The 22,317-nt window shown below is 74.7% G+C and carries 28 protein-coding genes; 18 read left to right on the top strand and 10 right to left on the bottom strand.

Annotation, left to right across the window (positions count from 1 at the left end; genetic code table 11):
* Positions 1 to 6: 6 nt before the first annotated feature.
* Positions 7 to 426 (top strand): thiol-disulfide oxidoreductase DCC family protein, encoded by a 420-nt coding sequence (locus tag IEY96_RS01905; RefSeq protein ID WP_189193055.1) that lies wholly within the window; start codon positions 7 to 9, stop codon positions 424 to 426.
* Positions 427 to 451: 25 nt separating this feature from the next.
* Here IEY96_RS01905 and IEY96_RS01900 read toward each other — a convergent pair whose 3' ends face one another.
* The 3 genes from IEY96_RS01900 to trxA all read right to left on the bottom strand — a co-directional run bounded on the left by IEY96_RS01900 (position 452) and on the right by trxA (position 2,306).
* On the bottom strand, positions 452 to 1,339 hold the full coding sequence (locus IEY96_RS01900) for an HTTM domain-containing protein (protein ID WP_189193054.1): 888 nt from the start codon (positions 1,337 to 1,339) through the stop codon (positions 452 to 454).
* Positions 1,336 to 1,776, bottom strand: a complete 441-nt coding sequence (locus IEY96_RS01895) for a hypothetical protein (RefSeq protein ID WP_189193053.1) — start codon at positions 1,774 to 1,776, stop codon at positions 1,336 to 1,338. The genes IEY96_RS01900 and IEY96_RS01895 overlap by 4 nt, the downstream gene beginning before the upstream one ends.
* Positions 1,777 to 1,937: 161 nt before the next feature.
* Positions 1,938 to 2,306: a thioredoxin gene (trxA, locus tag IEY96_RS01890; RefSeq protein ID WP_091314483.1), complete on the bottom strand. Its 369-nt coding sequence runs from the start codon at positions 2,304 to 2,306 to the stop codon at positions 1,938 to 1,940.
* A 546-nt stretch (positions 2,307 to 2,852) separates the two neighbouring features.
* On the opposite strand from trxA, the gene IEY96_RS01885 reads away from it, so the two are divergent.
* Both IEY96_RS01885 and IEY96_RS01880 read left to right on the top strand, forming a co-directional pair.
* Entirely contained in the window at positions 2,853 to 3,368 is a 516-nt protein-coding gene (locus tag IEY96_RS01885) for a MaoC family dehydratase (RefSeq protein ID WP_091314480.1), read from the top strand.
* 93 nt (positions 3,369 to 3,461) lie between these two features.
* Positions 3,462 to 3,953: a hypothetical protein gene (locus IEY96_RS01880; protein WP_189193052.1), complete on the top strand. Its 492-nt coding sequence runs from the start codon at positions 3,462 to 3,464 to the stop codon at positions 3,951 to 3,953.
* A gap of 36 nt (positions 3,954 to 3,989) precedes the next feature.
* Here IEY96_RS01880 and IEY96_RS01875 read toward each other — a convergent pair whose 3' ends face one another.
* Positions 3,990 to 4,640, bottom strand: coding sequence for a hypothetical protein (locus IEY96_RS01875; RefSeq protein ID WP_189193051.1), 651 nt, complete (start codon positions 4,638 to 4,640; stop codon positions 3,990 to 3,992).
* 123 nt (positions 4,641 to 4,763) lie between these two features.
* On the opposite strand from IEY96_RS01875, the gene IEY96_RS01870 reads away from it, so the two are divergent.
* The 9 genes from IEY96_RS01870 (at position 4,764) to IEY96_RS01830 (ending at position 11,851) form a co-directional block, all read left to right on the top strand.
* The gene (locus IEY96_RS01870; RefSeq protein WP_189193050.1) at positions 4,764 to 5,387 is read left to right on the top strand and encodes a TrmH family RNA methyltransferase; all 624 of its coding nucleotides are present in this window, start codon (positions 4,764 to 4,766) and stop codon (positions 5,385 to 5,387) included.
* Positions 5,384 to 6,139: a DUF6758 family protein gene (locus IEY96_RS01865; RefSeq protein ID WP_373293495.1), complete on the top strand. Its 756-nt coding sequence runs from the start codon at positions 5,384 to 5,386 to the stop codon at positions 6,137 to 6,139. The genes IEY96_RS01870 and IEY96_RS01865 overlap by 4 nt, the downstream gene beginning before the upstream one ends.
* A 118-nt stretch (positions 6,140 to 6,257) precedes the next feature.
* Positions 6,258 to 6,416, top strand: a complete 159-nt coding sequence (locus IEY96_RS01860; RefSeq protein WP_013283898.1) for a hypothetical protein — start codon at positions 6,258 to 6,260, stop codon at positions 6,414 to 6,416.
* Between the two features lie 6 nt (positions 6,417 to 6,422).
* Positions 6,423 to 7,298: a PH domain-containing protein gene (locus IEY96_RS01855; RefSeq protein WP_189193048.1), complete on the top strand. Its 876-nt coding sequence runs from the start codon at positions 6,423 to 6,425 to the stop codon at positions 7,296 to 7,298.
* Between the two features lie 102 nt (positions 7,299 to 7,400).
* Positions 7,401 to 8,084: a SigE family RNA polymerase sigma factor gene (locus tag IEY96_RS01850; RefSeq protein WP_189193047.1), complete on the top strand. Its 684-nt coding sequence runs from the start codon at positions 7,401 to 7,403 to the stop codon at positions 8,082 to 8,084.
* A complete protein-coding gene (locus IEY96_RS01845) occupies positions 8,081 to 9,346 on the top strand; it encodes a TolB-like translocation protein (protein ID WP_189193046.1) in 1,266 nt (421 codons plus the stop codon). Before IEY96_RS01850 ends, IEY96_RS01845 begins: the two co-directional genes overlap by 4 nt.
* Positions 9,347 to 9,372: 26 nt before the next feature.
* The gene (locus IEY96_RS01840) at positions 9,373 to 10,239 is read left to right on the top strand and encodes a PHP domain-containing protein (RefSeq protein ID WP_189193045.1); all 867 of its coding nucleotides are present in this window, start codon (positions 9,373 to 9,375) and stop codon (positions 10,237 to 10,239) included.
* Positions 10,240 to 10,270: 31 nt separating this feature from the next.
* The gene (locus tag IEY96_RS01835; RefSeq protein WP_189193044.1) at positions 10,271 to 10,885 is read left to right on the top strand and encodes a MarC family protein; all 615 of its coding nucleotides are present in this window, start codon (positions 10,271 to 10,273) and stop codon (positions 10,883 to 10,885) included.
* 132 nt (positions 10,886 to 11,017) lie between these two features.
* A complete protein-coding gene (locus tag IEY96_RS01830) occupies positions 11,018 to 11,851 on the top strand; it encodes a RecB family exonuclease (RefSeq protein WP_229791387.1) in 834 nt (277 codons plus the stop codon).
* Between the two features lie 25 nt (positions 11,852 to 11,876).
* Here IEY96_RS01830 and IEY96_RS01825 read toward each other — a convergent pair whose 3' ends face one another.
* Together IEY96_RS01825 and IEY96_RS01820 are read right to left on the bottom strand one after the other, a co-directional pair.
* The gene (locus IEY96_RS01825; protein ID WP_189193042.1) at positions 11,877 to 12,728 is read right to left on the bottom strand and encodes an oxygenase MpaB family protein; all 852 of its coding nucleotides are present in this window, start codon (positions 12,726 to 12,728) and stop codon (positions 11,877 to 11,879) included.
* Between the two features lie 54 nt (positions 12,729 to 12,782).
* A complete protein-coding gene (locus IEY96_RS01820) occupies positions 12,783 to 13,211 on the bottom strand; it encodes a Fur family transcriptional regulator (RefSeq protein WP_189193041.1) in 429 nt (142 codons plus the stop codon).
* A 174-nt stretch (positions 13,212 to 13,385) separates the two neighbouring features.
* On the opposite strand from IEY96_RS01820, the gene IEY96_RS01815 reads away from it, so the two are divergent.
* Positions 13,386 to 13,868, top strand: coding sequence for a DUF2231 domain-containing protein (locus IEY96_RS01815; protein ID WP_189193040.1), 483 nt, complete (start codon positions 13,386 to 13,388; stop codon positions 13,866 to 13,868).
* Positions 13,869 to 13,910: 42 nt separating this feature from the next.
* Here IEY96_RS01815 and IEY96_RS01810 read toward each other — a convergent pair whose 3' ends face one another.
* A complete protein-coding gene (locus IEY96_RS01810; protein ID WP_189193039.1) occupies positions 13,911 to 14,765 on the bottom strand; it encodes a hypothetical protein in 855 nt (284 codons plus the stop codon).
* Positions 14,766 to 14,917: 152 nt separating this feature from the next.
* Between IEY96_RS01810 and IEY96_RS01805 the strand changes: the two genes are divergently transcribed.
* Positions 14,918 to 15,103, top strand: a complete 186-nt coding sequence (locus tag IEY96_RS01805; RefSeq protein ID WP_107079836.1) for a hypothetical protein — start codon at positions 14,918 to 14,920, stop codon at positions 15,101 to 15,103.
* 22 nt (positions 15,104 to 15,125) lie between these two features.
* Here IEY96_RS01805 and IEY96_RS01800 read toward each other — a convergent pair whose 3' ends face one another.
* From IEY96_RS01800 to IEY96_RS01790, 3 genes are all read right to left on the bottom strand, one after another.
* Entirely contained in the window at positions 15,126 to 15,695 is a 570-nt protein-coding gene (locus IEY96_RS01800; protein ID WP_189193038.1) for a flagellar biosynthesis protein FlgA, read from the bottom strand.
* 217 nt (positions 15,696 to 15,912) lie between these two features.
* The gene (locus tag IEY96_RS01795; protein WP_189193037.1) at positions 15,913 to 16,266 is read right to left on the bottom strand and encodes an FmdB family zinc ribbon protein; all 354 of its coding nucleotides are present in this window, start codon (positions 16,264 to 16,266) and stop codon (positions 15,913 to 15,915) included.
* Positions 16,267 to 16,328: 62 nt separating this feature from the next.
* Complete coding sequence (locus IEY96_RS01790) at positions 16,329 to 16,976, bottom strand: 5-formyltetrahydrofolate cyclo-ligase (protein WP_189193036.1); 648 nt, start codon at positions 16,974 to 16,976, stop codon at positions 16,329 to 16,331.
* An 83-nt stretch (positions 16,977 to 17,059) separates the two neighbouring features.
* Here IEY96_RS01790 and IEY96_RS01785 point away from each other — a divergent pair, with 83 nt between their 5' ends.
* From IEY96_RS01785 to IEY96_RS01770, 4 genes are read left to right on the top strand one after another with little or no spacing between them, the layout of a single operon-like run.
* Positions 17,060 to 19,303, top strand: a complete 2,244-nt coding sequence (locus IEY96_RS01785) for a diguanylate cyclase (RefSeq protein WP_189193035.1) — start codon at positions 17,060 to 17,062, stop codon at positions 19,301 to 19,303.
* A gap of 9 nt (positions 19,304 to 19,312) precedes the next feature.
* Positions 19,313 to 20,308, top strand: a complete 996-nt coding sequence (locus IEY96_RS01780; RefSeq protein WP_189193034.1) for a UTP--glucose-1-phosphate uridylyltransferase — start codon at positions 19,313 to 19,315, stop codon at positions 20,306 to 20,308.
* Positions 20,305 to 21,618, top strand: coding sequence for a molybdopterin molybdotransferase MoeA (locus IEY96_RS01775; protein ID WP_189193033.1), 1,314 nt, complete (start codon positions 20,305 to 20,307; stop codon positions 21,616 to 21,618). The genes IEY96_RS01780 and IEY96_RS01775 overlap by 4 nt, the downstream gene beginning before the upstream one ends.
* Before the next feature lie 32 nt (positions 21,619 to 21,650).
* Positions 21,651 to 22,259, top strand: coding sequence for a GNAT family N-acetyltransferase (locus IEY96_RS01770; protein WP_189193032.1), 609 nt, complete (start codon positions 21,651 to 21,653; stop codon positions 22,257 to 22,259).
* Positions 22,260 to 22,317 lie beyond the last annotated feature (58 nt).

Raw genomic sequence — 22,317 nt, 5'->3', positions numbered from 1 at the left:
GGAGGCATGGAGACGTCGACCTTCGTCTACGACGGCGACTGCGCGTTCTGCACCCGCTGTGCGCAGTTCATCGAGCGCCGGATCCCCACCGGCGCCCGCGTGGTCCCCTGGCAGTTCGCCGACCTGGCGGCGCTGGGCCTGACGGAGGCCGAGTGCGAGGAGGCGGTGCAGTGGGTGGGCGCCGACGGCTCCCGCGCCGCCGGTCCCGACGCCATCGCCAAGCTGCTCGGCGACAGTGGGCCGGTCTGGCGGGTCGCCGGCGCCGGGCTGCGCTTCCCGCCGGTGCGCGCCGCGGCCTGGCCCGCCTACCGGTGGGTGGCCCGCAACCGGCACCGGATGCCCGGGGGCACGGCCGCGTGCGCCCTCCCGCAGGAGGCCCGGGAACGGCTCTACGGCCCCACCGGTCGTCCCGGCCCGACCCCCTGACCGCGCTCCCGACCGCCGGACGGCCTCAGACGGGGTCGACGACTGGCTCGGGGCCGGCGAGGGCGGGCTCCTCGCCCGCCGGGTCGCGACGGCGGGTGAGCAGGTGCCGGGCCCACCGCACCGGGCGGACCTTCTCCAGGGGCAGGAAGCTGGTCATCGCCACGAGGTGCGGGGCGAACGAGATGGTGATCGTCGCGATCGTCACCACGTGGAACGAGTAGAAGAAGCCGACCGTGGCCAGCCGCCACCGCTCGGGCAGGAAGAACACCAGCGGGCTGAGCAGTTCGAAGGCCAGGATGCCGAACTGGGCGACGATCAGCAGGTGCGGCACCTGGGCGATCACGTCGGCCAGGTCGGTGCCGCGCCGGATGATCGCCCGGGCCAGGACCGAGCCGGTGGCCCAGTCCAGGCCGCCGAAGCGGAACTTCGCCCAGGCGGCCAGGAAGTAGGTGCAGATCACCGCGATCTGGGTGACCCGCAACGCCCAGCCGCCCGCCTCGCTCCGGGTGGGGTCGCCGTGCCGGGCCCGCCCGGCGGTGGGCAGCACGGCCAGCGCGACGAGCAGCCCGAACCGGTCGTGGTCGACCTTGCCGTAGCTCATCGCGACGATCATCCACTCGAAGTAGAGGGCGAAGACCGTCCAGCCGAGCAGCCGGGGCGCCCGGCCCGTGGCGGCGAGCAGGGCGACCGCCAGGAGCACCCAGAAGATCACGCCGACCAGGGCCGAGGTGGGGGTGGGCAGCGGGAGCAGCCGGCCGATCAGCAGCGGCTGGTAGAGGTCGCCGGGCACGTCGACCCGGGTGCGGACCCAGGGGGTGAAGATCACCAGGTCGGCGGCGACGAAGAGGTAGACCAGGGTGCGGAAGGCGGCGACCCGGCCGCGCGGGACCGCCTCGGTCAACCAGCCGGTCACGGGGCGGTCTCCCAGCTCACGGCGGTGCGATCGGTCCAGCGGCCGGTCGGGCGGCCGCCCTGGATGTCGTACCAGCGGACGACGATGCGGACCTCGACCAGGTCGGGGGCGGCGGGGTGGCGCTCGGCGTACGCCTCGGCGACGCGGCGCAGCAGGCTCGGGTCGGCGGCGTACCGGTCCTGCTGGCCCTCGATCTCGGCGCGCCGGATGCCGGTGGCGTCCTGGCCGAGCGGCACCACCGCCCCGGTCCGGTCGACGCCCTCGACCCGGGTGTCGGGGGCGGGTGCGTCCGGCGGGTCGGAGGTGGAGTACATCCGGAACGGCCCGAACGGGAAGTCGTCGTCGGTGCAATGCACGGTGCCGAGCAGGAGCAGCGCCAGTCCGAGCAGCGTGGCGCCCAGTCGGACGGCACGCCCGCGGGTGGTCAAGGTCTCCATCGGCTCGTGACGATACGGGATGAACACGGTCGGAAGGCGTCGGTCCGTCGTCCATTCCTCGCTGCCCGTGTCGCTCTTTTCGGGCCGCTCCGGGGCGGCCCGAACAGCACCGGACGGGCCCCCACGGTGGGGACCCGGCCGGTGTGTCGGAGCCGGTCGGCTCAGTGCTTGTGGCCGTGCTCGGCCAGCTTCTTGCGGACGTCGTCCATGTCCAGCTGCTGGACCTGCTCGATCAGGTTCTCCAGGGCCGACTCCGGCAGGGCGCCCGGCTGGGCGTAGACGATCACGCCGTCGCGGATCGCCATCACCGTCGGGATCGAGCTGATGTTGAACTTGGCGCCCAGCTCCTGCTGCGCCTCGGTGTCAACCTTGCCGAACACGATGTCCGGGTGCTTGTCGGACGAGCGCTCGTAGACGGGGGCGAAGCGCTTGCACGGGCCGCACCAGTCCGCCCAGAAGTCGAGCAGGACGATGCCGTCGCGTTCGGTCACCTCGTCGAAGTTGGCCGTGGTCAGCTCAACCGTTGCCATTGCACTCTCCGATCAGCGCGGATTGCCTACGTCCCGTGGAACCAGGGTCGATGCCTCCGCATTCCCGTGACGTGCGCAACGAAACGCTGAGCAGCACGACGGTGACGCTGCGATGCATCGAGCGCAGTCTGTTTCCCCGCCCGTGCGGAACGCAAGTGCACGACGCATTTGCGTGACGGGATGTGATGGGAGCGCTTCCAGGGAGATCACACAGCGTACTAGCTACGAATCGGTAACTTGACGCTTGACAAGCGGCGATCCGGCCCGCGGAGATCGCATGTGGAGTGAGCCTGCGTCACGTTGAGTAGTGTTACGAAAAGATAAATGTGACGTCCGTCTCTGTCGATACAGTACCGCCGTACGGCAGAATCTCTCGCATCAGAGCGTGGGCGGCGGGTGCCGGGGAGGGCCCCGCCGCTCATTGCGTCTCCCCCCGGGTCGGTCCGGGTGTGACTTTTCCGCACCGGCAACGCCCCGCCCACCGCCTTAACAAGCGGTAAGGCATGCTGTGCCGAACTCCATCGCCGCCCGTCGAAGGGGACAAGGATGCAGTTCGGCCGCTACTACGAGGAGTTCGAGGTCGGCGCGGTCTACCGGCACTGGCCGGGCAAGACGGTCACCGAGTACGACGACCACCTCTTCTGCCTGCTCACCATGAACCACCACCCGCTGCACATGGACGCCCACTACGCCGAGTCGGCGAGCCAGTTCAAGCGCAACGTGGTGGTCGGCAACTACATCTACTCGCTGCTGCTCGGCATGTCGGTGCCGGACGTCAGCGGCAAGGCGATCGCCAACCTGGAGATCGAGTCGCTGCGGCACGTCGCCCCGACCTTCCACGGCGACACCATCTACGGCGAGACCACGGTGCTGGACAAGCGGGAGTCCTCCTCGAAGCCGGACCGCGGCGTGGTGGCGGTGGAGACCCGGGGCTACAACCAGGACGGCACGCTGGTCTGCGTGTTCCGCCGCAAGGTCATGGTCCCCAAGAAGGAGTACGCGGCCGCCGCGCTGCCCGAGGGCGTCGACCCCGAGCGGCCCAGCTTCCCCGAGCCGCGCTGACCCCGCGCGTACGCCCGAAAAGGGCCCCTTTCCGATCCGTGGGGAAGGGGCCCTTTTCCCGTTCCGGGGCATATGCTGACGCCGGAGGTCCCCATGAGCCACTCCGTCGCCGGAGAGCCGCCCTCTGCCGGCCGCCGTGCCGCACCGCTGACCACCGCCGTCTACTCCGCGGCGGAGTGGGACCTGTTGACCGACCTGCCGGGCCGGGTCCTCGTCGCCGCCGCCTCGCCCGGTCCCGGCCGCCCGCCGCGCGGCGTCGCCGCCGGGCTCGCCGGGCTGGACGCGGTGGCCGCCGGCCGGGCCTTCGACAGCGACCTGATCCGAGCCGTGGTCGCCGCCATCTACGCCCGCCACGACGGCGCCGCCGAGCGGGACGAGCGCCTCACCGACCTGGTCGACCTGCTCGCCGCCGCCCGGGCCGCGGTACGGGTGCTCCGGCGGCGCGCCGACCCCGCCGACTCGGCGGCGTACCGGCAGTGGGTGGAGTCGGTGGCGGCCCGGGTGTGCCGGGCCGGCGAGGCGCCGCCGAGCCCCGCCGACCGGCGCTTCCTCGACCGGCTCGCCGGCGCGCTCGACCTCCGCTGAACCGGCCGCCACCGGCCTCTCGCCGGGCCGGGACGGTCAGCCACCCTTCTGCACGCCCTGCGTCTCGGCGAGAACCAGCCGGGCGATCACCTGCCCCGCCGCGTCGTAGAGGGTGCAGACGGCGCGCCGGTCGGTGGGCAGGTCCGCGGTCAGCGGCCGGCCCGGGCGGGCGGCCCAGAACAGGGTCGACGGGTCGTTCCCGCCCCACGGGGCCAGCGTGAGGGTGGTGTTCGGGTAGCCCGGCTGGGTGATGGTCGCCCGGGCCACCCGGGTCGAGGCGAAGGCGTAGGTGATCAGGCGGCCGTCCGGGGCGGGCCGCTCGCGTACCTCGAAGAAGGGCAGGGTGCGGTCGCCGCCGAGCGCCGAGCGGAAGTTCTCGTCCTCAGGGAGGTCGTGGTAGCGACCGGTGCGGATGTCGAACCAGGCGGTGTCGACGATGTGGCTGTGGGAGGGGCTGAGCAGCAGCTCGTCGTCGCCGATCCGGATGCCGGTGCGGAGCACCCGCTCGACGGGTGAGGCGCTGGCGTTCGGCCAGGCTCCTGGCGCCGGCCCGGCGGCGGTGCTCCCGCCCGCGGCCGTGGTCGCCGCGCCGCCCGACCCGGCTCGCCCGGCGGCCGGACCGCAGCCGGCCGCCAGCAGCCCCGCCAGCAGGACCGCCGTCGCGCTCCGCCGCATCCGTGTCCGCATCGCACACCCCCGTTCGGGCCGGAGCCTAGGTGCTGATGCGCCGGCTCGTGGCCCCGTGCGTCGACGGACACCCGACACCCGGTCCCGCGGGCGTGACGCTCCGGGCCGTACCCTCTGGAGACCGTGACCGACGACCAGCTCGACGTGGGTGTGGGGCCGTGGCCCGGCGACCCGCCGGACGACCCGCGCTACGACCCGGACCTGCTCGCCGCGGGCGATCGGCGCAACGTGGTGGACCGCTACCGCTACTGGCGGCGCGAGGCCGTGGTGGCCGACCTGGACCGGCGCCGGCACGACTTCCACGTGGCCGTCGAGAACTGGCAGCACGACTTCAACATCGGCACGGTGGTGCGCAACGCCAACGCCTTCCTCGCCGCCGAGGTGCACATCGTGGGGCGGCGGCGGTGGAACCGGCGGGGCGCCATGGTGACCGACCGCTACCAGCACGTCCGGCACCACCCGACGATCGAGGAGTTCGTGGCCTGGGCGGCGGGGGAGCGGCTGCCGGTGGTCGGCATCGACAACCTGCCCGGCTCCAAGCCGCTGGAGACGAGCACCCTGCCGCGGCGCTGCGTGCTGCTCTTCGGCCAGGAGGGGCCGGGGCTCTCCGAGGTGGCGCGGGGCGCCTGCGACCAGCTCTTTTCGATCGCCCAGTACGGCTCGACCCGCTCGATCAACGCCGGCGTGGCCAGCGGGATCGCCATGCACGCCTGGATCCGGACGTACGCCGGACCGCCTCCGGAGTGACCGATCCGGCCGCTCCGCTTGACGGCCCGCCGGTCCGGGGTGACGGTGAGGTGGTGAGTGTCGCGGTGAGCTGTCCCAGGTGTGCGGGGCCGGTCCGGGAGCCGGACCTGATGCACGGTGAGTACCGGTGCCTGCGCTGCGGTCCGGTGCCGCCCCTGCACGTGCCGGAGCACATCGGTGCCGAGATCATGGCGAGTGTCGTGGAGCGGGTGGCCGCCGACGCCGATCCGGCCGGGCGGCCCGGGGTGCCGCTCTGGTGCCCGTGGCCGCTGCCCACCGGGTGGACGCTGACCGGGGTGGCCTGGGTGGGGGACGACCGTTCCGGGGTGCGCGCCACCGCGGTGGCCTGCGCCGGTCCGGCCCCGCTCGACGGTGGACCGGCCGACCTGCTCTTCGTCGCCGAGGAGCCGGGTGTCGGGCTCGGCTCCCGCCTCGCCGGCCTGCCCGGGCCCGATCCGGGGCCCGAGGTGGCGGAGGCGCTCACCGATCCCGGCCCTGGTCATCCCGAGCGGGTGCCGCACGCCAAGATCCGGGTGGGGGGCCATCCCACTCCACTGTGGCTCGTGAATTCGCCGACGGATCGAAGCGCGTACGCCGGCGAGGCTCGGGGAATGTGGCTCCATGCGATAGCCTGGCCGGCGAGTGCGGGTCACCTCCTCGCGGAAGAAGTCGTGCTGCACGACCTCACCGAGTGGACACCGCCCGAACTCGTGTACGGCGCACCATCTCCGTACCTGCACGGGCGGGCCTGACCGGCCGGCACGGGCGAGTCGGAGTACAGACGCAGATATTCACTCTACGACACCATACTGATACTCTGGGTGCCGCTGCGGTAAACGGACCCGGCTCCGCGCGAGAGGATGGCCCGCTATGGTCAAGAAGGTCCTCACCTGGGCCGGCATCGCATTCTTGATCTTCTTCGTCGCCTACCGGCCGAACTCCGCCGCCGACGTGTTCAAGTCTCTCGGTGGCGGCATCATGGACATCGCGCAGGGCTTCGGCGACTTCTTCACCAACCTGGTCGCCTAGCCGCCGATGGGAAGCCCCTCCGGTCCACCCTTCGACCCCGACGACCCCGACCGGGAGCGCCGGGAGCGCGACACCGAGCCGATCCCCCGGATCGACCCCGACGACGGCCCGGGCTACGGCTCCGGATCCGGCTACGGCGGCGGTCCCTCCCTTTCGGACGACGCCGCCTTCGGTGACGGGCCGGGGTTCGCCGGGGAGGGGCGGTCCGGCCGCGCCTGGATCCGCGACCCGGAGGCCGGCTACCAGAACCCGCAGATCTCCGAGGACGAGCTGGCCGGCCTGCGCGCCGACGCCTCCGGCATGGCCCCCCGCCGGGTGCTGCCGCTGGAGGACGAGCCCAGCTCGCTGGTCGCACGTTACCTCTTCCCCACGGAGCGTTACCGCGGCGAGTGGAAGCGGCACTGGATCCACCTCTCCACCCCGATCGTCATCGGCATCGCGGCGACCTTCGTGCTCGGCTACCTCTCCGGCTTCCTGGCCGGGCGCGACGTCGGGGCGCTGACCACCGTCGCGGTGCTGCTCTGGTTCGCCGTGATGGGCTGGGTCGCCTGGCGGGTCGCCGACTGGTGGTACGACCGCTTCATCCTCACCAACAAGCGGGTCATGGTGGTCAACGGGATCATCACCCGCCGGGTCGCCATGATGCCGCTGGTCCGGGTCACCGACATGAAGTACGAGCAGACCCCGACCGGCCGCGCGCTCAACTACGGCACCTTCGTGCTGGAGTCCGCCGGCCAGGAGCAGGCGCTCCGCGAGATCAAGAACCTGCCCAACCCGAACGAGCTCTACCTGCGCGTCGTGGAAGAGATGTACGAGCCGCAGGCCGTCGAGGCGCGGTTGGGCAAGGAGGCCGACGAGGCGAAGGCCGACGACGGCGCCTGAAACTTTTCGTCCGAACATCGGAGGAACTGCGCACCATTTGCCGTCGACCCGGCCCCGTCCGGCGTGGGAGCCTGCCAGGCAGGACCGGGTGCGGAGGTGAGCGTGGCGAACAGGGACCCGCTGGAGGAGGAGTTCCGCGAGTTCGTCGCGGCCCGCTCCGGTGCCCTGCTGCGCACCGCGTACCTGCTGGCCGGTGACTGGGCCACGGCCGAGGACCTGCTCCAGACCGCGCTGACCAAGACCTACCTGGCCTGGAAGCGGCTCGGCGGGATCGACGCCCTCGAGCCGTACGCACGCCGGGTCCTGGTCAACACCTCGACCAGCTGGTGGCGCCGGCGGTGGCACGGGGAACGCCCGACCGAGGTGCTGCCCGAGCGGGCCGGGGTCGACGAGATCGAGCAGCAGCTCGACCGGGACGCCCTGTGGCGGCACCTCCAGGCGCTCCCGGCCCGGCAGCGGGCCGTGCTGGTGCTCCGCTTCTACGAGGACATGTCCGAGGCGCAGACCGCCGCGCTGCTGGAGATCTCCCCGGGCACCGTGAAGAGCCAGACCTCCCGGGCGCTGAACACGCTGCGCCGCCGGCTCGGCTCCGAGGCCGCCCTCGGCCTGCCGGTCGAGCCGGAGGAGAAGGCCGCGCCGCCCGCGCCGCGTACCCCGCCGCGGGTGCTCCGGCAGCCCGCCGCGCCGCCGCCCGCCCCGGCGCCGCCGGTGGTCCGGCCGGCCGTGCGTCCCGGCGACGTGACCCCGGCACGAACCGTCGCGTCCGTGCCGGTGGAGTCCCGATGACGCGCACGCCGAACTCCTACGACAACCGGACGGGCGGCCCGGAGCGTCCATTCCCCGTGACCGAGGACGAGCTGGAGCGGGCGCTGCGGCAGACGCTGGCCGGCCGCGTCGCCGCGCCCCGGCCGCTCGCCGCCGACCCGGCCGGCGCGGTGCTCCGGCGTGCCCGGCGCACCGGACGGCGTCGCACCCTGACCGGGCTCGCCCTGGCCGGGGTGGCGACCGTGCTGGTCACCACCGGCATGGCCCAGCTCGGCGGCCCTGGCGGGCAGGGCGGCACGCCGACGGTGGTCCTCGGTGATCCGAGCGGCTTCTCGGCCTCACCGCTGCCCACCGCCTCCAACCCGGCGCCCGGGAAGGGCCCGGTCCGCGCCGAGCTGGACCTGATCGTCGGCTCGTGGCTCGACACCAGCGGGGGCGAGCGCCGGGAACTGACCGGGGTGAGCGGCGTCGACCGGGCGCAGCGGGTCCCCGACTACGGCGGCTGGCTGGTCACCTCGGCGGTCACCCCGGCCGGCCGTACCCTCTGGTGGGTGCCGCCCAACGGCAGCGCGCCGCAGGTGCTGCTCGCCGGTGCGGACGCCGTGGTGGTCTCCCCCGACGGGCGGCAGGTCGCCTGGCGCGACGGTCCCTACCTGCAGGCCGCCGCCGTGGTCGGCGGCCAACTCCTGGCCGGCAGCCGGGCGCCGGTTCCGGCGGGGGCGACGCCGGTCGGCTTCGCCGGCGACGCCGTCCTGGTCCGGCAGCCCGACCGGGGCGGGGTCAGCGTCTGGCGGCGGGCGGAAGGCGGGGTGCCGGGCGCGGCGAACCCGGACGTGCTCGCCGTCTACGGCGCGCTGCCCGACGGCCGGGTGGTCGGCCTGGTCTCCGTCGGCACGCCCCGGCAGCCCTGCGTGGCCCTGCTCGACCCGGCCCGCGGTCTCACTCCGGTCCGCACCGGCTGCGGGTCAGGGCTGGCCACCGACGGCCTCGGCGGGGTCTCCGCCGACGGGCGGTGGCTGCTGCTCAACGCCGCCCGCCGGAGCGCCCTGCTGGTCGACCTGGCCAACCTCGGGTCCGCCGCCGCGAACCACCCGGCCGGCCCGGCGGTCGCCGGGGTGGTGGCCTGGACCCGCGGCGGGGCCGCCCTGCACGTCGACGCCACCGGCGGCCTGGTCCGGGTCCGGCCCGACCGGGTGCTGGCCGGCGAGGCCCCCACCGCCTCGGTGCTCGACGGGGTGGCCCCGGGCGAGCGGCCCGTGGTGGTGGGCGACACCCGCTCCTGACCGGGCGGGGCGGTAGCGTCGGCGGGGTGAGCGCCGCCGCCCGGATCGACCTGCACACCCACTCCACCGCCAGCGACGGCACCCTCGGGCCCGCCGAGCTGGTCCGGGCCGCCGCCGAGGCCGGTCTCGACGTCGTGGCGCTCACCGACCACGACACCACGGCCGGCTGGGAGCCGGCGGTCGAGGCCCTGCCGCCCGGGCTCACCCTGGTCCGCGGCGCCGAACTCTCCTGCCGCTGGTTCGGCGTCGAGCCGGCGATCCCGCTGCACCTGCTCGCGTACCTCTTCGACCCGACCGAGCCGGAGCTGGCCGCCGAGCTGGCCCGGGTCCGGCGCGCCCGGGAGGAGCGCGGCGAGCGCATCGTGCGGCTGCTCCAGGCCGACGGCATCCAGGTGAGCTGGTCCGAAATCCTCGCCGGCGCGGCCGGCGGGACCGTCGGCCGGCCGCACATCGCCCAGGCGCTCATCCGGGCCGGGCTGGTCGCCACCACCACCGAGGCGTTCGGGCCGCGCTGGCTGGGGGAGCGGTACCGGCTGCCCAAGGAGGACATCGACGTGTTCCGGGCGGTGGCACTGGTCCGGTCGGCCGGCGGGGTGCCGGTCTTCGCCCACCCCCGGGCCAGCCGGCGCGGCCGGATCGTGCCCGACGAGCTCATCGTGGAGCTGGCGGAAGCCGGGCTGGCCGGCCTGGAGGCCGACCACGAGGACCACAGCCCGGCCGAGCGGGAGCACGTCCGCGCGCTCGCCGCCGAGCTGGGGCTGCTGGTCACCGGATCATCGGACTTCCACGGCACGCACAAGACCGTCCGGCTCGGCGCGTACACCACGGGGATCGAGGCGTACGAGCGGATCGTCGAGCTGGCCCGGGGGGTGACCCCGGTCGCTTCAGGCTGAAGCGTTCCGGCCGCGCGGCTACCGTGTCCGGGTGGATCTCAAGCTCTTCGGCGAGGTCTTCGTGACCCTGCTGGTGATCGTCGACCCGCCCGGCATGATGCCCATCTTCCTCGCGCTCACCGGCCCGCTGGCCGCCCGCGACCGGAACCGGGCCGCCTGGCAGGCCGTCGCGCTGGCGCTCGGGGTGATCGTGGTGTTCGCCGTGGCCGGCCAGACGATCCTGGCCTACCTGCACGTCGACCTGCCCGCGTTGCAGGCCGCCGGCGGGCTGCTGCTGATCCTCGTCGCCCTGGAGCTGCTGACCGGCAAGTCCGACGACCCGAACCAGCAGGCCACCTCCAACATCGCGCTGGTGCCGCTGGGCACCCCGCTGCTGGCCGGCCCCGGTGCCATCGTCGCCACCATGCTCTTCGTGCAGCAGGCCGGTGGCTTCACCGACTACCTCGCCATCGCCGCCGCGATCGTCGCGGTCATGGTCGCGGTCTGGGTGGTGCTGCGCTTCTCCGGCGGCATCGTCAAGGTCCTCCGGCCGGGCGGGATCGAGGTGCTGACCCGGATCGCCGGCCTGCTGCTGGCCGCCATCGCCGTGCAGCTCATCGCCGACGCCATCGCCGCGTTCGTCACGCAGTACCTCACCATGAGCTGAGCCGTCGCGGCGCTGTCGTACTCGGGTGGCAGGATCTCAGGCGTGCGACGACCCTCCCCGACCGGGCGACCCACCGGCGGCCGACCACCCCGGCCCCGCGCCGAGCAGTCCGAGCAGCTCGGCTTCGAGGGCATGCCGGAACGGCTCTTTGTCTGCACCCCCAGCAAACTCGGCGCCTACGTCGACTGCCCCCGCCGCTACCGCTACTCGTACGTGGACCGCCCCGCGCCGCCCAAGGGTCCGCCGTGGGCGCACAACTCGCTCGGCGCCAGCGTCCACACCGCCCTCAAGAACTGGTACGCGCTGGCCCCCGACCGCCGCCGCCCCGAGGTGCTGGGCACCCTGCTCAAGGGCACGTGGGTCCGCGAGGGCTACCGCGACGACGAGCAGGAGCGGGACGCCTTCCGGCGGGCGCTGTCCTGGCTGGAGTCCTACGTGGCGGGGCTCGACCCGGCCGACGAGCCGGTCGGGGTGGAGCGGGTGGTCGCGGTGAAGACCGCGGTGCTCGCCTTCAACGGCCGCACCGACCGCATCGACTCGCGCCCCGGCCCCGACGGCCGTCCCGAGCTGGTCATCGTCGACTACAAGACCGGCCGCACCGGGCTGGACAGCGACGACGCGCGGGGCTCGCAGGCCCTCGCGCTCTACGCGTACGCGGCCGAGCGGGTGTTCCGCCGCCCGTGCCGCCGGGTCGAGCTGCACCACCTGCCCACCGGCACGGTCGCCGCGCACGAGCACAGCCCGGAGTCGTTGCAGCGGCAGCTCACCCGCGCAGAGGACACCGCCCGGGACATCATGGCCGCCGAGCGGGCCGTGGCCGGCGGCGCCGACCCCGACGAGGCGTTCCCCACCGAGCCGGGGCCGCGCTGCGGCTGGTGCGACTACCGGCGCACCTGCCCGGCCGGCGCGCAGGCCCCCGGCAAGGACCCGTGGGCGGCCGTGGAGCGCCCCGCCGAGCCGGAGTGAGCACCCCGCACGGCCCGGGCGGGGGTCAGGCGGCGGCGTGGCGGGCGGCGCGCTCCTTGGCGGCCTGCTGCAACGGGCCCTCCCGGTAGCGGCGCGGCACCGCCGCCAGGGCCAGGCGCAACGCGCGGACGCTCAGGTCCGCCGAGAGCGCGGTGGTGGGCAGGCCGAGGCCGCCGTACAGCCGGTGGGCCCACGCCGGCAGCAGCGCCAGCGCGGTGCCGGCGATCCCCAGGTACGCCCAGCGCGGCGGGCCGAGGTGCAGGCCGAGCTTCACCGGCAGGCTGAGCTTCCACGGGATCGGCGGGGCGGTGAGGAAGAGCGCGGTCTCGGCCGCCTCCTTGGTCATCCGCAGCTCGGGGCGGATCCGGTGGTAGTAGTCGGCCACCTCGGCGGCGGTGCCCGGCACCTCGTCCGGGTCCAGCCCGACCAGGGCCGCCGCCCGGCGCTGCTCGGTGTAGTAGCCGTCCACCTCGTCGTCGGTCAGCGCGAGCCCGGCCCGCCGTGCGGTGCTCACGAACGACTCGACCTCGGTGACGTGCACCCAGCGCAGCAGGTCGGGGTCGTCGATCCGGAACTGCTCGCCGGTGAACGGGTCGGTGGCCCGCATCCGGGCGTGCAGCGTACGCAGCCGCCGGCCGGCCGCCTTTGCCTCGGCCGTGGTGCCGTAGATCGTCGTCGCCACGTAGGTGGCCGTGCGGATCAGCCGGCCCCAGGCGTCCGTCTTGTAGTTGCTGTTCTGCGCCACCCCGGCCATCGCACGGGGGTGCAGCGCCTGGAGGTAGAGCGAACGCAGGCCGGCGACGATCAGGATCGGCTCCTCGTGCACCTTCCACGTGACCGATCCCGGACCGAACAGGCCGAGGTCATCGGAATCCACCGCCCAAGAGTGCCACGCGCCGGGCGGACCAGGCCGTCTCCCGGCCGGCGGCCGTCAGTCGTCGGCGGAGCGGCGGGCCTGGCAGGCCGGGCAGAGGCCCCAGAAGGTCACTTCCGCCTCGTCCACCTCGAAGCCGTGCGAGACGTTCGGGTCGAGGCAGGGGGCGTCGCCGGTGGCGCAGTCCACGTCGGCGATCTCGCCGCAGCCCCGGCACACCACGTGGTGGTGGTTGTCCCCGACGCGGGCCTCGTACCGGGCGGGGCTGCCGGCCGGCTCGATCCGGCGGGACAGCCCGGCCCGGGAGAGCGCGCCGAGCACGTCGTAGACGGCCTGGGTGGAGACCGAGTCGAGGCGCTCGCGGACCCGGCGGGTGATCTCGTCGACCTCCAGGTGACCACCGGCGGCGAGCACGTCCAGCACGGCGAGGCGCGGTCGGGTGACCCGCAGGCCCTTCGACCGGAGCAGCTCCTCACCAGTGGACATGCGTCCATGACAGCACGGTGCCTCCGGGCCGACAAGCGAGCGTGACCGCGGGTGGCCCGGGCCACAGGTGAACCGCACCGGGGACACGTGCGTGGGTCGATGTACGCAAGCGCGACGGCGGATCATCCCGTCGTACGCTTACCGCGCGATCCCGTCCACTCGCCGGAGGTGTCGGTGTTCAGGGAAGTCAACGGCCTACCGGGCCACGTCCTGGTCGTACACGCCGCCGTGGTGCTGGTGCCGCTGCTGGCGTTGCTCTCCATCGCGTACGGGGTGCTGCCCCGCTGGCGGCCCCGGATGGGCTGGGCGGTGGCGGTCCTCGCCGTGCTCACCCCGATCGTCGCCTGGGTGGCGACGGAGTCCGGCGAGGAGCTGGAGGAGGTGCTCCGCAAGCGGGGCTACCCGCCCGAGGGCCTCCAGAAGATCCACGAACACTCCGAGTACGGCGAGAACCTGCTCTGGTTCACCGTCGGGCTGGCCGTCGCGGCGCTCCTGCTGCTGCTGGTGACCAGCGGCCTGCCCCGGACCCGCGACCTCCCCCGCTGGCTGCCCCTGGTGCTCACCGGAGTGGTGCTCGTGCTGGCTGTCTTCGCGCTCGTGTACGTCTACCTGACCGGTGACAGCGGAGCCAAGATGGTCTGGAGCGGCATCGTCTGACCCGGGTCGGCCGGCGCGCTCGGATCGGCCGCGCCGGCCGGTTCAGAAGAGCAGGCGCGAGCAGAGCAGGCAGGTGAGCAGCACCAGCACGACGCCGACGACGGCGCCGATGCCGTAGGTGAGCCGCTGGGCGCGCCCCTCGGCCTGGTCCATGGCGGCCATGTCCTGCGGCGGGAGTTGACGGGGCGGCGTGGGCCGCACGTGCACCGGCGGCCGCCAGCCCGGCGGCGGCGGGATGGTCGGCGGCGGCCCGGTGTATCCAGCCGGCGCGCCGCCGGGGCCCCAGCCACCCGCCGGGGCGGCCTGCTGCGGCCACCCACCGACCGGGGCTGCCTGCTGGGACCACGCGCCTGCCGGGGCGGCCTGACCGGGCCAGCCGCCGGTCGACGGGGCCGGGCCGGACCATTCGCCGGCTGAGGCGGCACCCTGGCGGGGCCTCGCCCAGGGGCTGTCGGTGTGGCCCTCGCGCGACCAGGGGCTGGCCTCCGGGTTTGGACCGGTGCCGGCAGCACCGGAGGCCAAGCCGGGCTCCGCCCCACCGGCGGTCGAGCTGGCACGCTCGGATTCGCCGCCGGGCTCGGCCACGCCGGCGGTCTCGGCCACGCCGCCGGGCTCGGGTTCGCCGGAGGCCGAGCCGGCGGTCTCGGCTGCATCCGAGGTCGAGCTGGTGGTCGCGGCTGCGTCGGAGGTTGAGCCGGCGTTCCTGGCCGCTTCGGAGATCGAGCCGGCGGTCTCGCCTGCGCCGGAGGCCGAGCCGGCGGGCTGGTCGCTGCGCGCGGCCGGCCCCGAACCGCGCGTGCCGGGCTGGTGGATGTCGGGCGCCGGGGCCTCGCCGGCCGGCTGGTCCGGGCGTCGCCAGGTCTTGTCCTCGGGGCTGCCACCGCTCGGCGTCGTCACGTCGTCCGACGCTACCAACGCCCCGGCCGGTCGGCCGCCCGACGCGGCGGGGCAGGGCCACCGCGCTCACCCCGGTCTTCCGCACCCTTGCGGCTCACCTTGCCCGGCGTTCACGCCACGACGGTCGAACTGTTCCCCTGCCGGCGGTATCCTTGCCGCTCGTGAGCGATCCCGGCATCCGTGTCCCGCGCGGCGACGACGACCGCGTGGTCGACCTCAGCGAAGACTTCGTGGTGCTGCCCGAGCAGACCACCGACGACACCGACCGCGGCTGGGGTGAGCGGTCGTCCGGCAACGAGGACTGGCTGCTCGCCGAGCGCCCCCCGCACTGGGACTGACGCGCCTCCGGCGCGAGCCGGGTCATTCGCGGACCACCACGGCGAAGCGGCTGCCCTCGGGCAGGCCGACCGCGCGCTGGGCCTGCTCGGGGCGGAGCGCCAGGTAGAGCGCCGAGGAGCCGTCGACCGCCCCGGCGGCCCCCACCACGTCCAGCACCAGCGCCCGCTGGGCGAGCAGGGTGGCCGCGCCCGCCGCCCCACCGCCCGGCACGACCAGCAGGTCGACCCGGGCACCCGGCCGGAGCACCGCGAGCGCGGCCGGCTCGGCCAGCCGGATCGGCACGCCGACCGCCCCGGCCGGCAGCGGAAGCGCAGCCGCACGACGATCACCACCCGCCGGGACGCCACCACCCGCCGGGACGCCACCACCCGGCGGGACGCCTCCGCCGGCCGGGGCGCCGACAGCCCCGGTGCCACCGGTCGGGGTCGGAGCCACGGCCGGGACCGCACCCGGCGGACAGCCGGCCGGGGTCTTCAGGACGGCCGCGGCCAGCCCGAGCAGCACGGCGACCAGCGCCACCCGGAGCAGCGTCCGGCCCTGGGGCAGCCCGCGCCAGCGCACCGGCCGCAGCGATGCCTCCCCACCCGCCACGTCGCCCTCCCGCCACCGATCCGACCGGTACGCGGGCAGGCTAGGCGGCAGCCGACGGTGGCCGCCGCCCCAGCCGGCTCACCTGTGGAAAAACCCGCCGGCCTGTGGAAAACCGGCCGGCCTGTGGACAAGCGCCCGGGCCGACAGGGAAACAGCCGGAAAACGCGAAAAGTGGCCATCCGCGCGGGATGACCACTTTCCGGGGAGGCTGACGAGGTCAGGAGGAGCTGCTGGCCGCCGGCGCCTTGCCGGCCGACGAGCCGGAGGTCGAGCTGGACGACGCGGCGGACGAGCCGTTGCTCGACCCGGTCGCGGAGCCGCCGGACGAGCCGCCGGACGACGACTCCGACTTCGCCGGCTTGCTCGCGGTGCTCGTGGCGCTGTCGGAACCGGACGAACGGGAGTCCGTGCGGTAGAAGCCGGAGCCCTTGAACACGATGCCGACCGAGTTGAAGAGCTTGCGCAGCCGCCCCTCGCACGCCGGGCACTCGGTCAGCGGCGCGTCAGAGAAGGACTGCACCGCCTCGAGCTGGTGGCCGCACGCGGTGCAGGCGTACTGGTACGTGGGCACGTTCTCCTCCGGATCTTGGCACGGCCGGTTGGCACTCGACGGATTCGAGTGCCAATGGTGCGTCATGGAACCCGGGTTCGTCCAGCGGAAGCGCCCCGGGCCACATCCGGCACCGCCACCAGCCCGCCGTCCGGCGTGATCACGAAGCGCACCGGCCGGTCGTGCGGCTGGGCCGGTACCGCCTCGACCAGCTCCCCGTCGTGCAGCAGCGCCACCGTGGGGACCGTGGCGGGCACCCGGGCCAGCGCGCGGTCGTACGAGCCGCCGCCCCGGCCCAGCCGGAAGCCCTGGCGGTCCACCGCCAGCGCCGGCACCACCACGAGGTCGGCCCCGGCCACCGCCGCGCTCCCCAGCGGCGGGCCGGTCGGCTCGCGCAGCCCTCGGCCGGCGGCCCGCAGCGACTCCGGGCCGGTGTAGGCCGCCCAGTCCAGGTCGAGGTCGTCGAGGAGCACCGGCAGCAGCAGCTCCGCCGCCGCCGGCAGCGCCGCCCGCAGCACCGCGGGCAGGTCGCTGCCGCCCGGCTCGGAGCCGACCGGCACGTACGCGGTCATCCGGGCGGGGCGCAGCCGGCGTACCAGGGCGGCCAGCTCGGCCTGGACGGACGCCGCGGCCTCCGCCCGGCGCGGCGCGGGCAGCGACCGGCGGTGGGCGAGCAGGGTGATCCGCAGGTCCCGCTTGGCCTCATCCGCTCCATCAGAAAATTCCGGCACGCAACACTCCTGACGCAACGCTTGCCTCCCGGTCGCTCTGTGTCAGCATCGCAGGGAGGGGCGCGGAACTTCCGGGGGGAAGCTTGACGCTACGCGGGCGGTTGACGGCGGCGTTCCTCACAGTGGTGCTCGGCCCCGTCCTGCTCGGCGCGTTCTTCGTCGGCTCCACCCTGAGCGCGGTCGACCGCGGTCGCGCCACCGAGCGGCTGGGCCTGGCGGCGGCCGGGGTGCGTACCTCCGTCGACGCCCTCTGTCAACAGCTTCGCGCGGCGGCCGACGCGGTCGCGCTCGTCGCCGACCCGGCCGCCCGGCCCCGCGCGGCCGACCAGGTGGTCGGCCGGGGCCTGGCCGCCGCCGTGCAGATCGCCGACACCGCCGGCCGGACCAGCTACGCCACCATCGGTGGCCCGGCCGGGCCCTGGCAGGACTGCGCCGCCGACGCGGCGACCGGCCCGGTCCGCGCGCTCGCCGCCCGGGTCCGGATCCGCGACCCCGCCGGTGCCGACCTGGGCACGGTCGCCGCCGCGCAGCCCGTCGACCCGGCCTTCGTGGCGCGGCTCGCGGCCGTGACCGGCGTCGAGGTCACCCTCCTCGACGACCCGGGCCGGATCACCCACACGACCGAGGACCGGGAGGTACGCGCAGCGGTGCTGGCCGCCGCCCGCGAGGCGGACGGGGACCGGGTGACCGGGACCGCCGGCGGCCGGTACGTGCGCCGGGTCGGCCCGTCCCCCGGCCAGCCGCTGCCGCTGGTGCTCTCGGTGCCGGGGGAGCGCCCGCCCGGCCTCTACGCCGCCCTGGTCGGCGCGGTGGTGCTGGCCGCCCTGCTGGCCGTGCTGGCCGCCTGGCGGCTGGCCCGGGTGACCACCCGGCCACTGGTCGAGCTGGCCGGCGCGGTGGACCGGGTGGCGAACGGCGACCTGACCGCCCGGGTGCCGGTCCGCAGCCGGGACGAAATCGGGCGGCTCGCCAGCGCCTTCAACCGGATGACCCGGGAGACCGGCAGCTACGTGGCCGCGCTGACCAGCAGCCGGGACCAGCTCCGCGGCCACCTGGCCGTGCTCGGCGACACCCTGGCCAGCACCCACGACCTGCAACGCATCCTGCGGGTGATCCTGCACAGCGCGATCGCCGCCACGGGCGCGCGGGCCGGCGCGGTGCTGCTGCTCGACGACGACGGCGTGCTGGTCGGCCAGTGCGTCGAAGGGCTGGACGGGCGCTGGCCGACCGAGGACCCGGCCGATCCTTCGACGCTGCGGGTGCCGGTCGGCGCCGGGGTGCTCGGCACGGTGGCCGCCACCGGGGAGCCGCTGCGCGGCCGGTGGGAGCCGGCGGACCCGCCGACGGGGGAACCGTCCTGCGAGACGTACGTGGCGGTGCCGTTCGCCGCGCCCCGCGGCGCGGAACCGCGCGGCGGCCCGGACCGGCCCGGCCACCCCCCAGCCGACTCCGACGGCTTCAGCTCGGCGCGTCTGAAGCCGCGCCGCGACCTGGAGCCGTCGTCCGACGACCCCGGCTCGCGGGCGCTCGGTGTGCTGGCCCTCTACGACCGGCCCGGGGCGGACGAGTTCGACGACGGCGACCTGGTCACGCTGCGGACCTTCGCCGGCCACGCGGCGGTGGCGGTGGAGAACGTCCGGGTGCACGAGGAGGCGCAGCGGCTCTCCCTGACCGACGCTCTGACCGGCCTGTGGAACTACCGCTACCTGCGCGAGTCGATCCGGCGTGAGGTGGAACGCGCCAACCGGTTCGGCCGGATGCTCAGCGTGCTCGCCCTCGACCTGGACCGGTTCAAGGACGTCAACGACACCTGGGGACACGCCGCCGGGGACGCGGTGCTGGTCGAGTTCGCCCGCCGGGTACGCGGCGAGATCCGCGAGGTCGACCTGGCGTTCCGGCAGGGCGGCGAGGAGTTCGTGGTGCTGCTGCCGGAGACCGACGCCCGGGGCGCCACCATCGTCGCCGAGCGGCTCGGCTCGGTGGTACGGGACCAGCCGGTGCGGGTGGAGGGGCACAACGGAGAGCCCATCGGGGTGCCCGTCACCGTCTCCATCGGCATCGCCGTCTACCCGGACCACGCGGCCGGCGGCCAGCAGGTGCTCGACGCCGCCGACGACGCGCTCTACGCGGCCAAGGCCGCCGGCCGGGACGGCTACCGGCTGGCCCAGGCCCCCGACCCGGTCCCCACCGAGGAGATCCCCGTGGTGGCGGCGGCCGTCAGCCCGCCCGACGGACTGCCCCGGGCCGGCGCCGTGGACGCCGCGCCGGTCGCACAGGGCGGCGCGTCTTCCGGTCCTCACCCGCCGCGGCAGAGCCGTGGCCGATAGTCTCGCGACATGTCGGAGCACTCAGCGAGCCCCTCAGCGACCGCCGCGACCGGTCGCTCCCGCGCGGTCAAGGCCGTCATCCCGGCCGCCGGCCTGGCCACCCGGTTCCTGCCGGCCACGAAGGCGGTCCCCAAGGAGCTGCTGCCGGTCGTCGACCGGCCGGTGCTCCAGTACATCGTCGAGGAGGCCGCCCAGGCCGGTCTGACCGACGTGCTGCTGGTCACCGGGCGCGGCAAGACGTCGATGGTGGACCACTTCGACCGCCGGCCCGACCTGGAGGCGCGGCTGGAGAGCAAGCCGGACCTGCTGGAGGCCGTACGCCGCCCCGAAGAGCTGGCCGAGATCTACACCTGCCGCCAGCCCGAGCAGCTCGGCCTCGGCCACGCCGTCGGGTACGCCGAGTCGCACGTCGGCGACGCGCCCTTCGCGGTGCTGCTCGGCGACGAGTTCGTCAAGCCGTCCGAGCCGCTGCTGCCGGCCATGCTGGAGCTCCAGGCCCGCACCGGCGGCATCGTGCTGGCCTTCTTCGAGGTCGACCCGGCGGAGACCTCGCGCTACGGCATCGCCTCCGTCGAGCCGGCCGGTGACGAGTTCGGCGACCTCGCCGAGGTCGTCAAGGTCACCGGCATGGTGGAGAAGCCGAAGCCGGAGGACGCGCCGAGCAACCTCGCCGTCCTCGGCCGGTACGTGCTCCCGGGGAAGATCTTCGACGCGATCCGGCGCACCGAGCCGGGCAGCGGGGGCGAGATCCAGCTGACCGACGCCATGGAGATCCTGCGCAACGAGGGGGTGCCGGTGCACGCCATCGTCTACCGGGGCACCCGCTACGACACCGGCATGCCGCTCGGCTATCTCCAGACCGTCGTGCAGATCGCCGTCGAGCGCGAGGACCTGGGCGCCGAGTTCCGCAAGTGGCTCACCGAGTTCGTCAACAACGGCGACGAGACCGTCAGCGCGGCCATCCTGAACGGGATCCGTGACGCGTCCGGCGGTGCCCGTACATGACGGCGACGGCCGACGCCGAGGCGGCCGCGAACGAGTTGACGCCGCTCGCCGACTACCTGGGCAGCGTGCTGCGCAGGTTACGGGCGCTGCCTCCGCTCGACCTCGACCTCACCCAGGCGTACGGCAACGTCCTCGCCGAGGACGTGGTCGCGCCGCACTCGTACCCCGCCTTCGACCAGGCGGCGGTGGACGGGTACGCCGCGCGCTGGGAGGACATCTCCGGAGGGAGCCGGGGGCCGGGCTACGTCCCGGCCCCCTCCGGTATCCCCGGTGGTCGCAGCATCCGGCTCAACGTGGTCGGCGACCTGGGCGCGGCGAGCTGGCGGCCGGTGCGGCTCACCCCCGGCTCCTGCTTCTCGGTGGCGGCGGGCGCGCCGCTGCCCATCGGCGCGGACGTGGTCGTCCCGGTGGAGTGGACCGACCAGGGCATGGCCGCCGTGGAGATCTTCCGCGCCCCCAAGCGGGGGTACGGCGTCCGCCGCGCCGGCGAGGAACTGCCCACCGGCACGCTGCTCGCCCGCGCCGGCACGTACGTCTCACCCGCCCTGGTCGCGGTCTTCGCCGCCACCGGCATCGGGCACGTGGTGGTCCGGCCCAGCCCGCGGGTGGTCATCGTGGCCACCGGCGACGAGCTGGTCGACGTGGGCCGGGGCAGCCAGCCCGGCCAGGTGGTGGACACCAACTCGCACGCGCTGACCGCCGCGGCGGCCGAGGCGGGCGCGCTGGCGTACCGGGTCGGGATCTGCGACGACGACCCGGAGGCGCTGCGCGGCCTGCTGGAGGACCAGACCCTGCGGGCCGACCTGATCATCACCACCGGCGGCACGGGCACCGGCCCCGGCGACATGGTCCGCCGGATCCTGTCCCGCAAGGAGGGCGGCCGGGCCGGGCCGGTCACCTTCAGCGAGGTCGCCCTCTATCCCGGAACGGCCCTCGGATTCGGTACGGTCGGCGCCGAGGAGGTGCCGGTGGTGTGTCTTCCCGGTGAGCCCGGCGCGGCGCTGATCGGCTTCGAGGTGCTGGCCCGTCCCGCCATCCAGCTGCTGGCCGGCGCCGAGCCGGTGTTCCGGCCCAGCGTCCGGGCGCACCTGCTGGAGACGGTCTCGTCCCCGGTGGGGCTGCGCGAGTTCCGCCCGGCGCACGTCGCCGAGCGGCGCGGCGGGGGTTACACGGTGCAGCCGCTCGCCGGTGGGCCGTTCACCCTGTCCGGCCTGGCCGAGGCGAACGGGCTGCTCGTCCTCGGCGAGCGGGTCACCACTGCGGCGGCGGGTTCCACGGTGGACGTGCTCCTGTTGGATCGGCGCCGGTGAGCTGGTTCCGACGGCCGCCAGGATGGCCGGCGGTGCTGGTGGACGGTCCGGTGGTGCTGCGGCCGTACCGGCGATCCGACGCGCTGGCCTGGTCGGAGATCCGGCGGGCCAACCGGGCCTGGCTGTCCCCCTGGGAGTCCCACCTGCCGGGCAGCTGGGACGAGACGAACTCGCCGTCCGCGTTCCGCTACGTCCACGCCGACCAGCGGAGGTCCGCGCGGACCGGCGACGGCATGCCGTTCGCGGTCTGCCTGCGCGAGAACGGCGAGGAGCGGCTGGTCGGCCACCTCAACGTGGGCAGCATCGTGCGGCGCGCGTTCTGCTCCGGCTACGTGGGCTACTGGGTGGACTCCCGAGTGGCCGGTCGCGGTGTCATCCCCACGGCGGTGGCCCTGGCCGTGGACCACGCGTTCGGCCCCGGCGGGCTGCACCGGATCGAGGTCAACATCCGGCCGGAGAACCAGCCGTCCCGCCGGGTGGTGGAGAAGCTCGGCTTCCGCGAGGAGGCCTACCACGTGCGCTACATGCACATCGACGGCGCCTGGCGGGACCACATCGGATACGCGATGACCAGTGAGGAAGTGGCCGCCGAGGGCGGCCTGCTGGCCCGGTGGCACCGCGTACGTGACAAGCGCGGGTGAAGCGTCCCACCCGCCACGCCCGGCGCGGCGCACGGTGAAGTGGGTCGGCGGCCCGTAA

Source organism: Micromonospora fulviviridis, from assembly GCF_014648395.1.
Lineage (GTDB): Bacteria > Actinomycetota > Actinomycetes > Mycobacteriales > Micromonosporaceae > Micromonospora > Micromonospora fulviviridis.
The sequence above is the reverse complement of the archived record's forward strand: the minus strand, read 5'-3'. Positions and strand labels throughout refer to the sequence as shown.

Coding starts and splice junctions, on each gene's coding strand:
- IEY96_RS01905 (WP_189193055.1), top strand. CDS start 7: ATGGAGACGTCGACCTTCGTCTACGACGGCGACTGCGCGTTCTGCACC.
- IEY96_RS01895 (WP_189193053.1), bottom strand. CDS start 1,776: ATGGAGACCTTGACCACCCGCGGGCGTGCCGTCCGACTGGGCGCCACG.
- trxA (WP_091314483.1), bottom strand. CDS start 2,306: ATGGCAACGGTTGAGCTGACCACGGCCAACTTCGACGAGGTGACCGAA.
- IEY96_RS01885 (WP_091314480.1), top strand. CDS start 2,853: ATGCAGTTCGGCCGCTACTACGAGGAGTTCGAGGTCGGCGCGGTCTAC.
- IEY96_RS01880 (WP_189193052.1), top strand. CDS start 3,462: ATGAGCCACTCCGTCGCCGGAGAGCCGCCCTCTGCCGGCCGCCGTGCC.
- IEY96_RS01875 (WP_189193051.1), bottom strand. CDS start 4,640: ATGCGGACACGGATGCGGCGGAGCGCGACGGCGGTCCTGCTGGCGGGG.
- IEY96_RS01860 (WP_013283898.1), top strand. CDS start 6,258: ATGGTCAAGAAGGTCCTCACCTGGGCCGGCATCGCATTCTTGATCTTC.
- IEY96_RS01855 (WP_189193048.1), top strand. CDS start 6,423: ATGGGAAGCCCCTCCGGTCCACCCTTCGACCCCGACGACCCCGACCGG.
- IEY96_RS01845 (WP_189193046.1), top strand. CDS start 8,081: ATGACGCGCACGCCGAACTCCTACGACAACCGGACGGGCGGCCCGGAG.
- IEY96_RS01830 (WP_229791387.1), top strand. CDS start 11,018: ATGCCGGAACGGCTCTTTGTCTGCACCCCCAGCAAACTCGGCGCCTAC.
- IEY96_RS01820 (WP_189193041.1), bottom strand. CDS start 13,211: ATGTCCACTGGTGAGGAGCTGCTCCGGTCGAAGGGCCTGCGGGTCACC.
- IEY96_RS01780 (WP_189193034.1), top strand. CDS start 19,313: ATGTCGGAGCACTCAGCGAGCCCCTCAGCGACCGCCGCGACCGGTCGC.
- IEY96_RS01775 (WP_189193033.1), top strand. CDS start 20,305: ATGACGGCGACGGCCGACGCCGAGGCGGCCGCGAACGAGTTGACGCCG.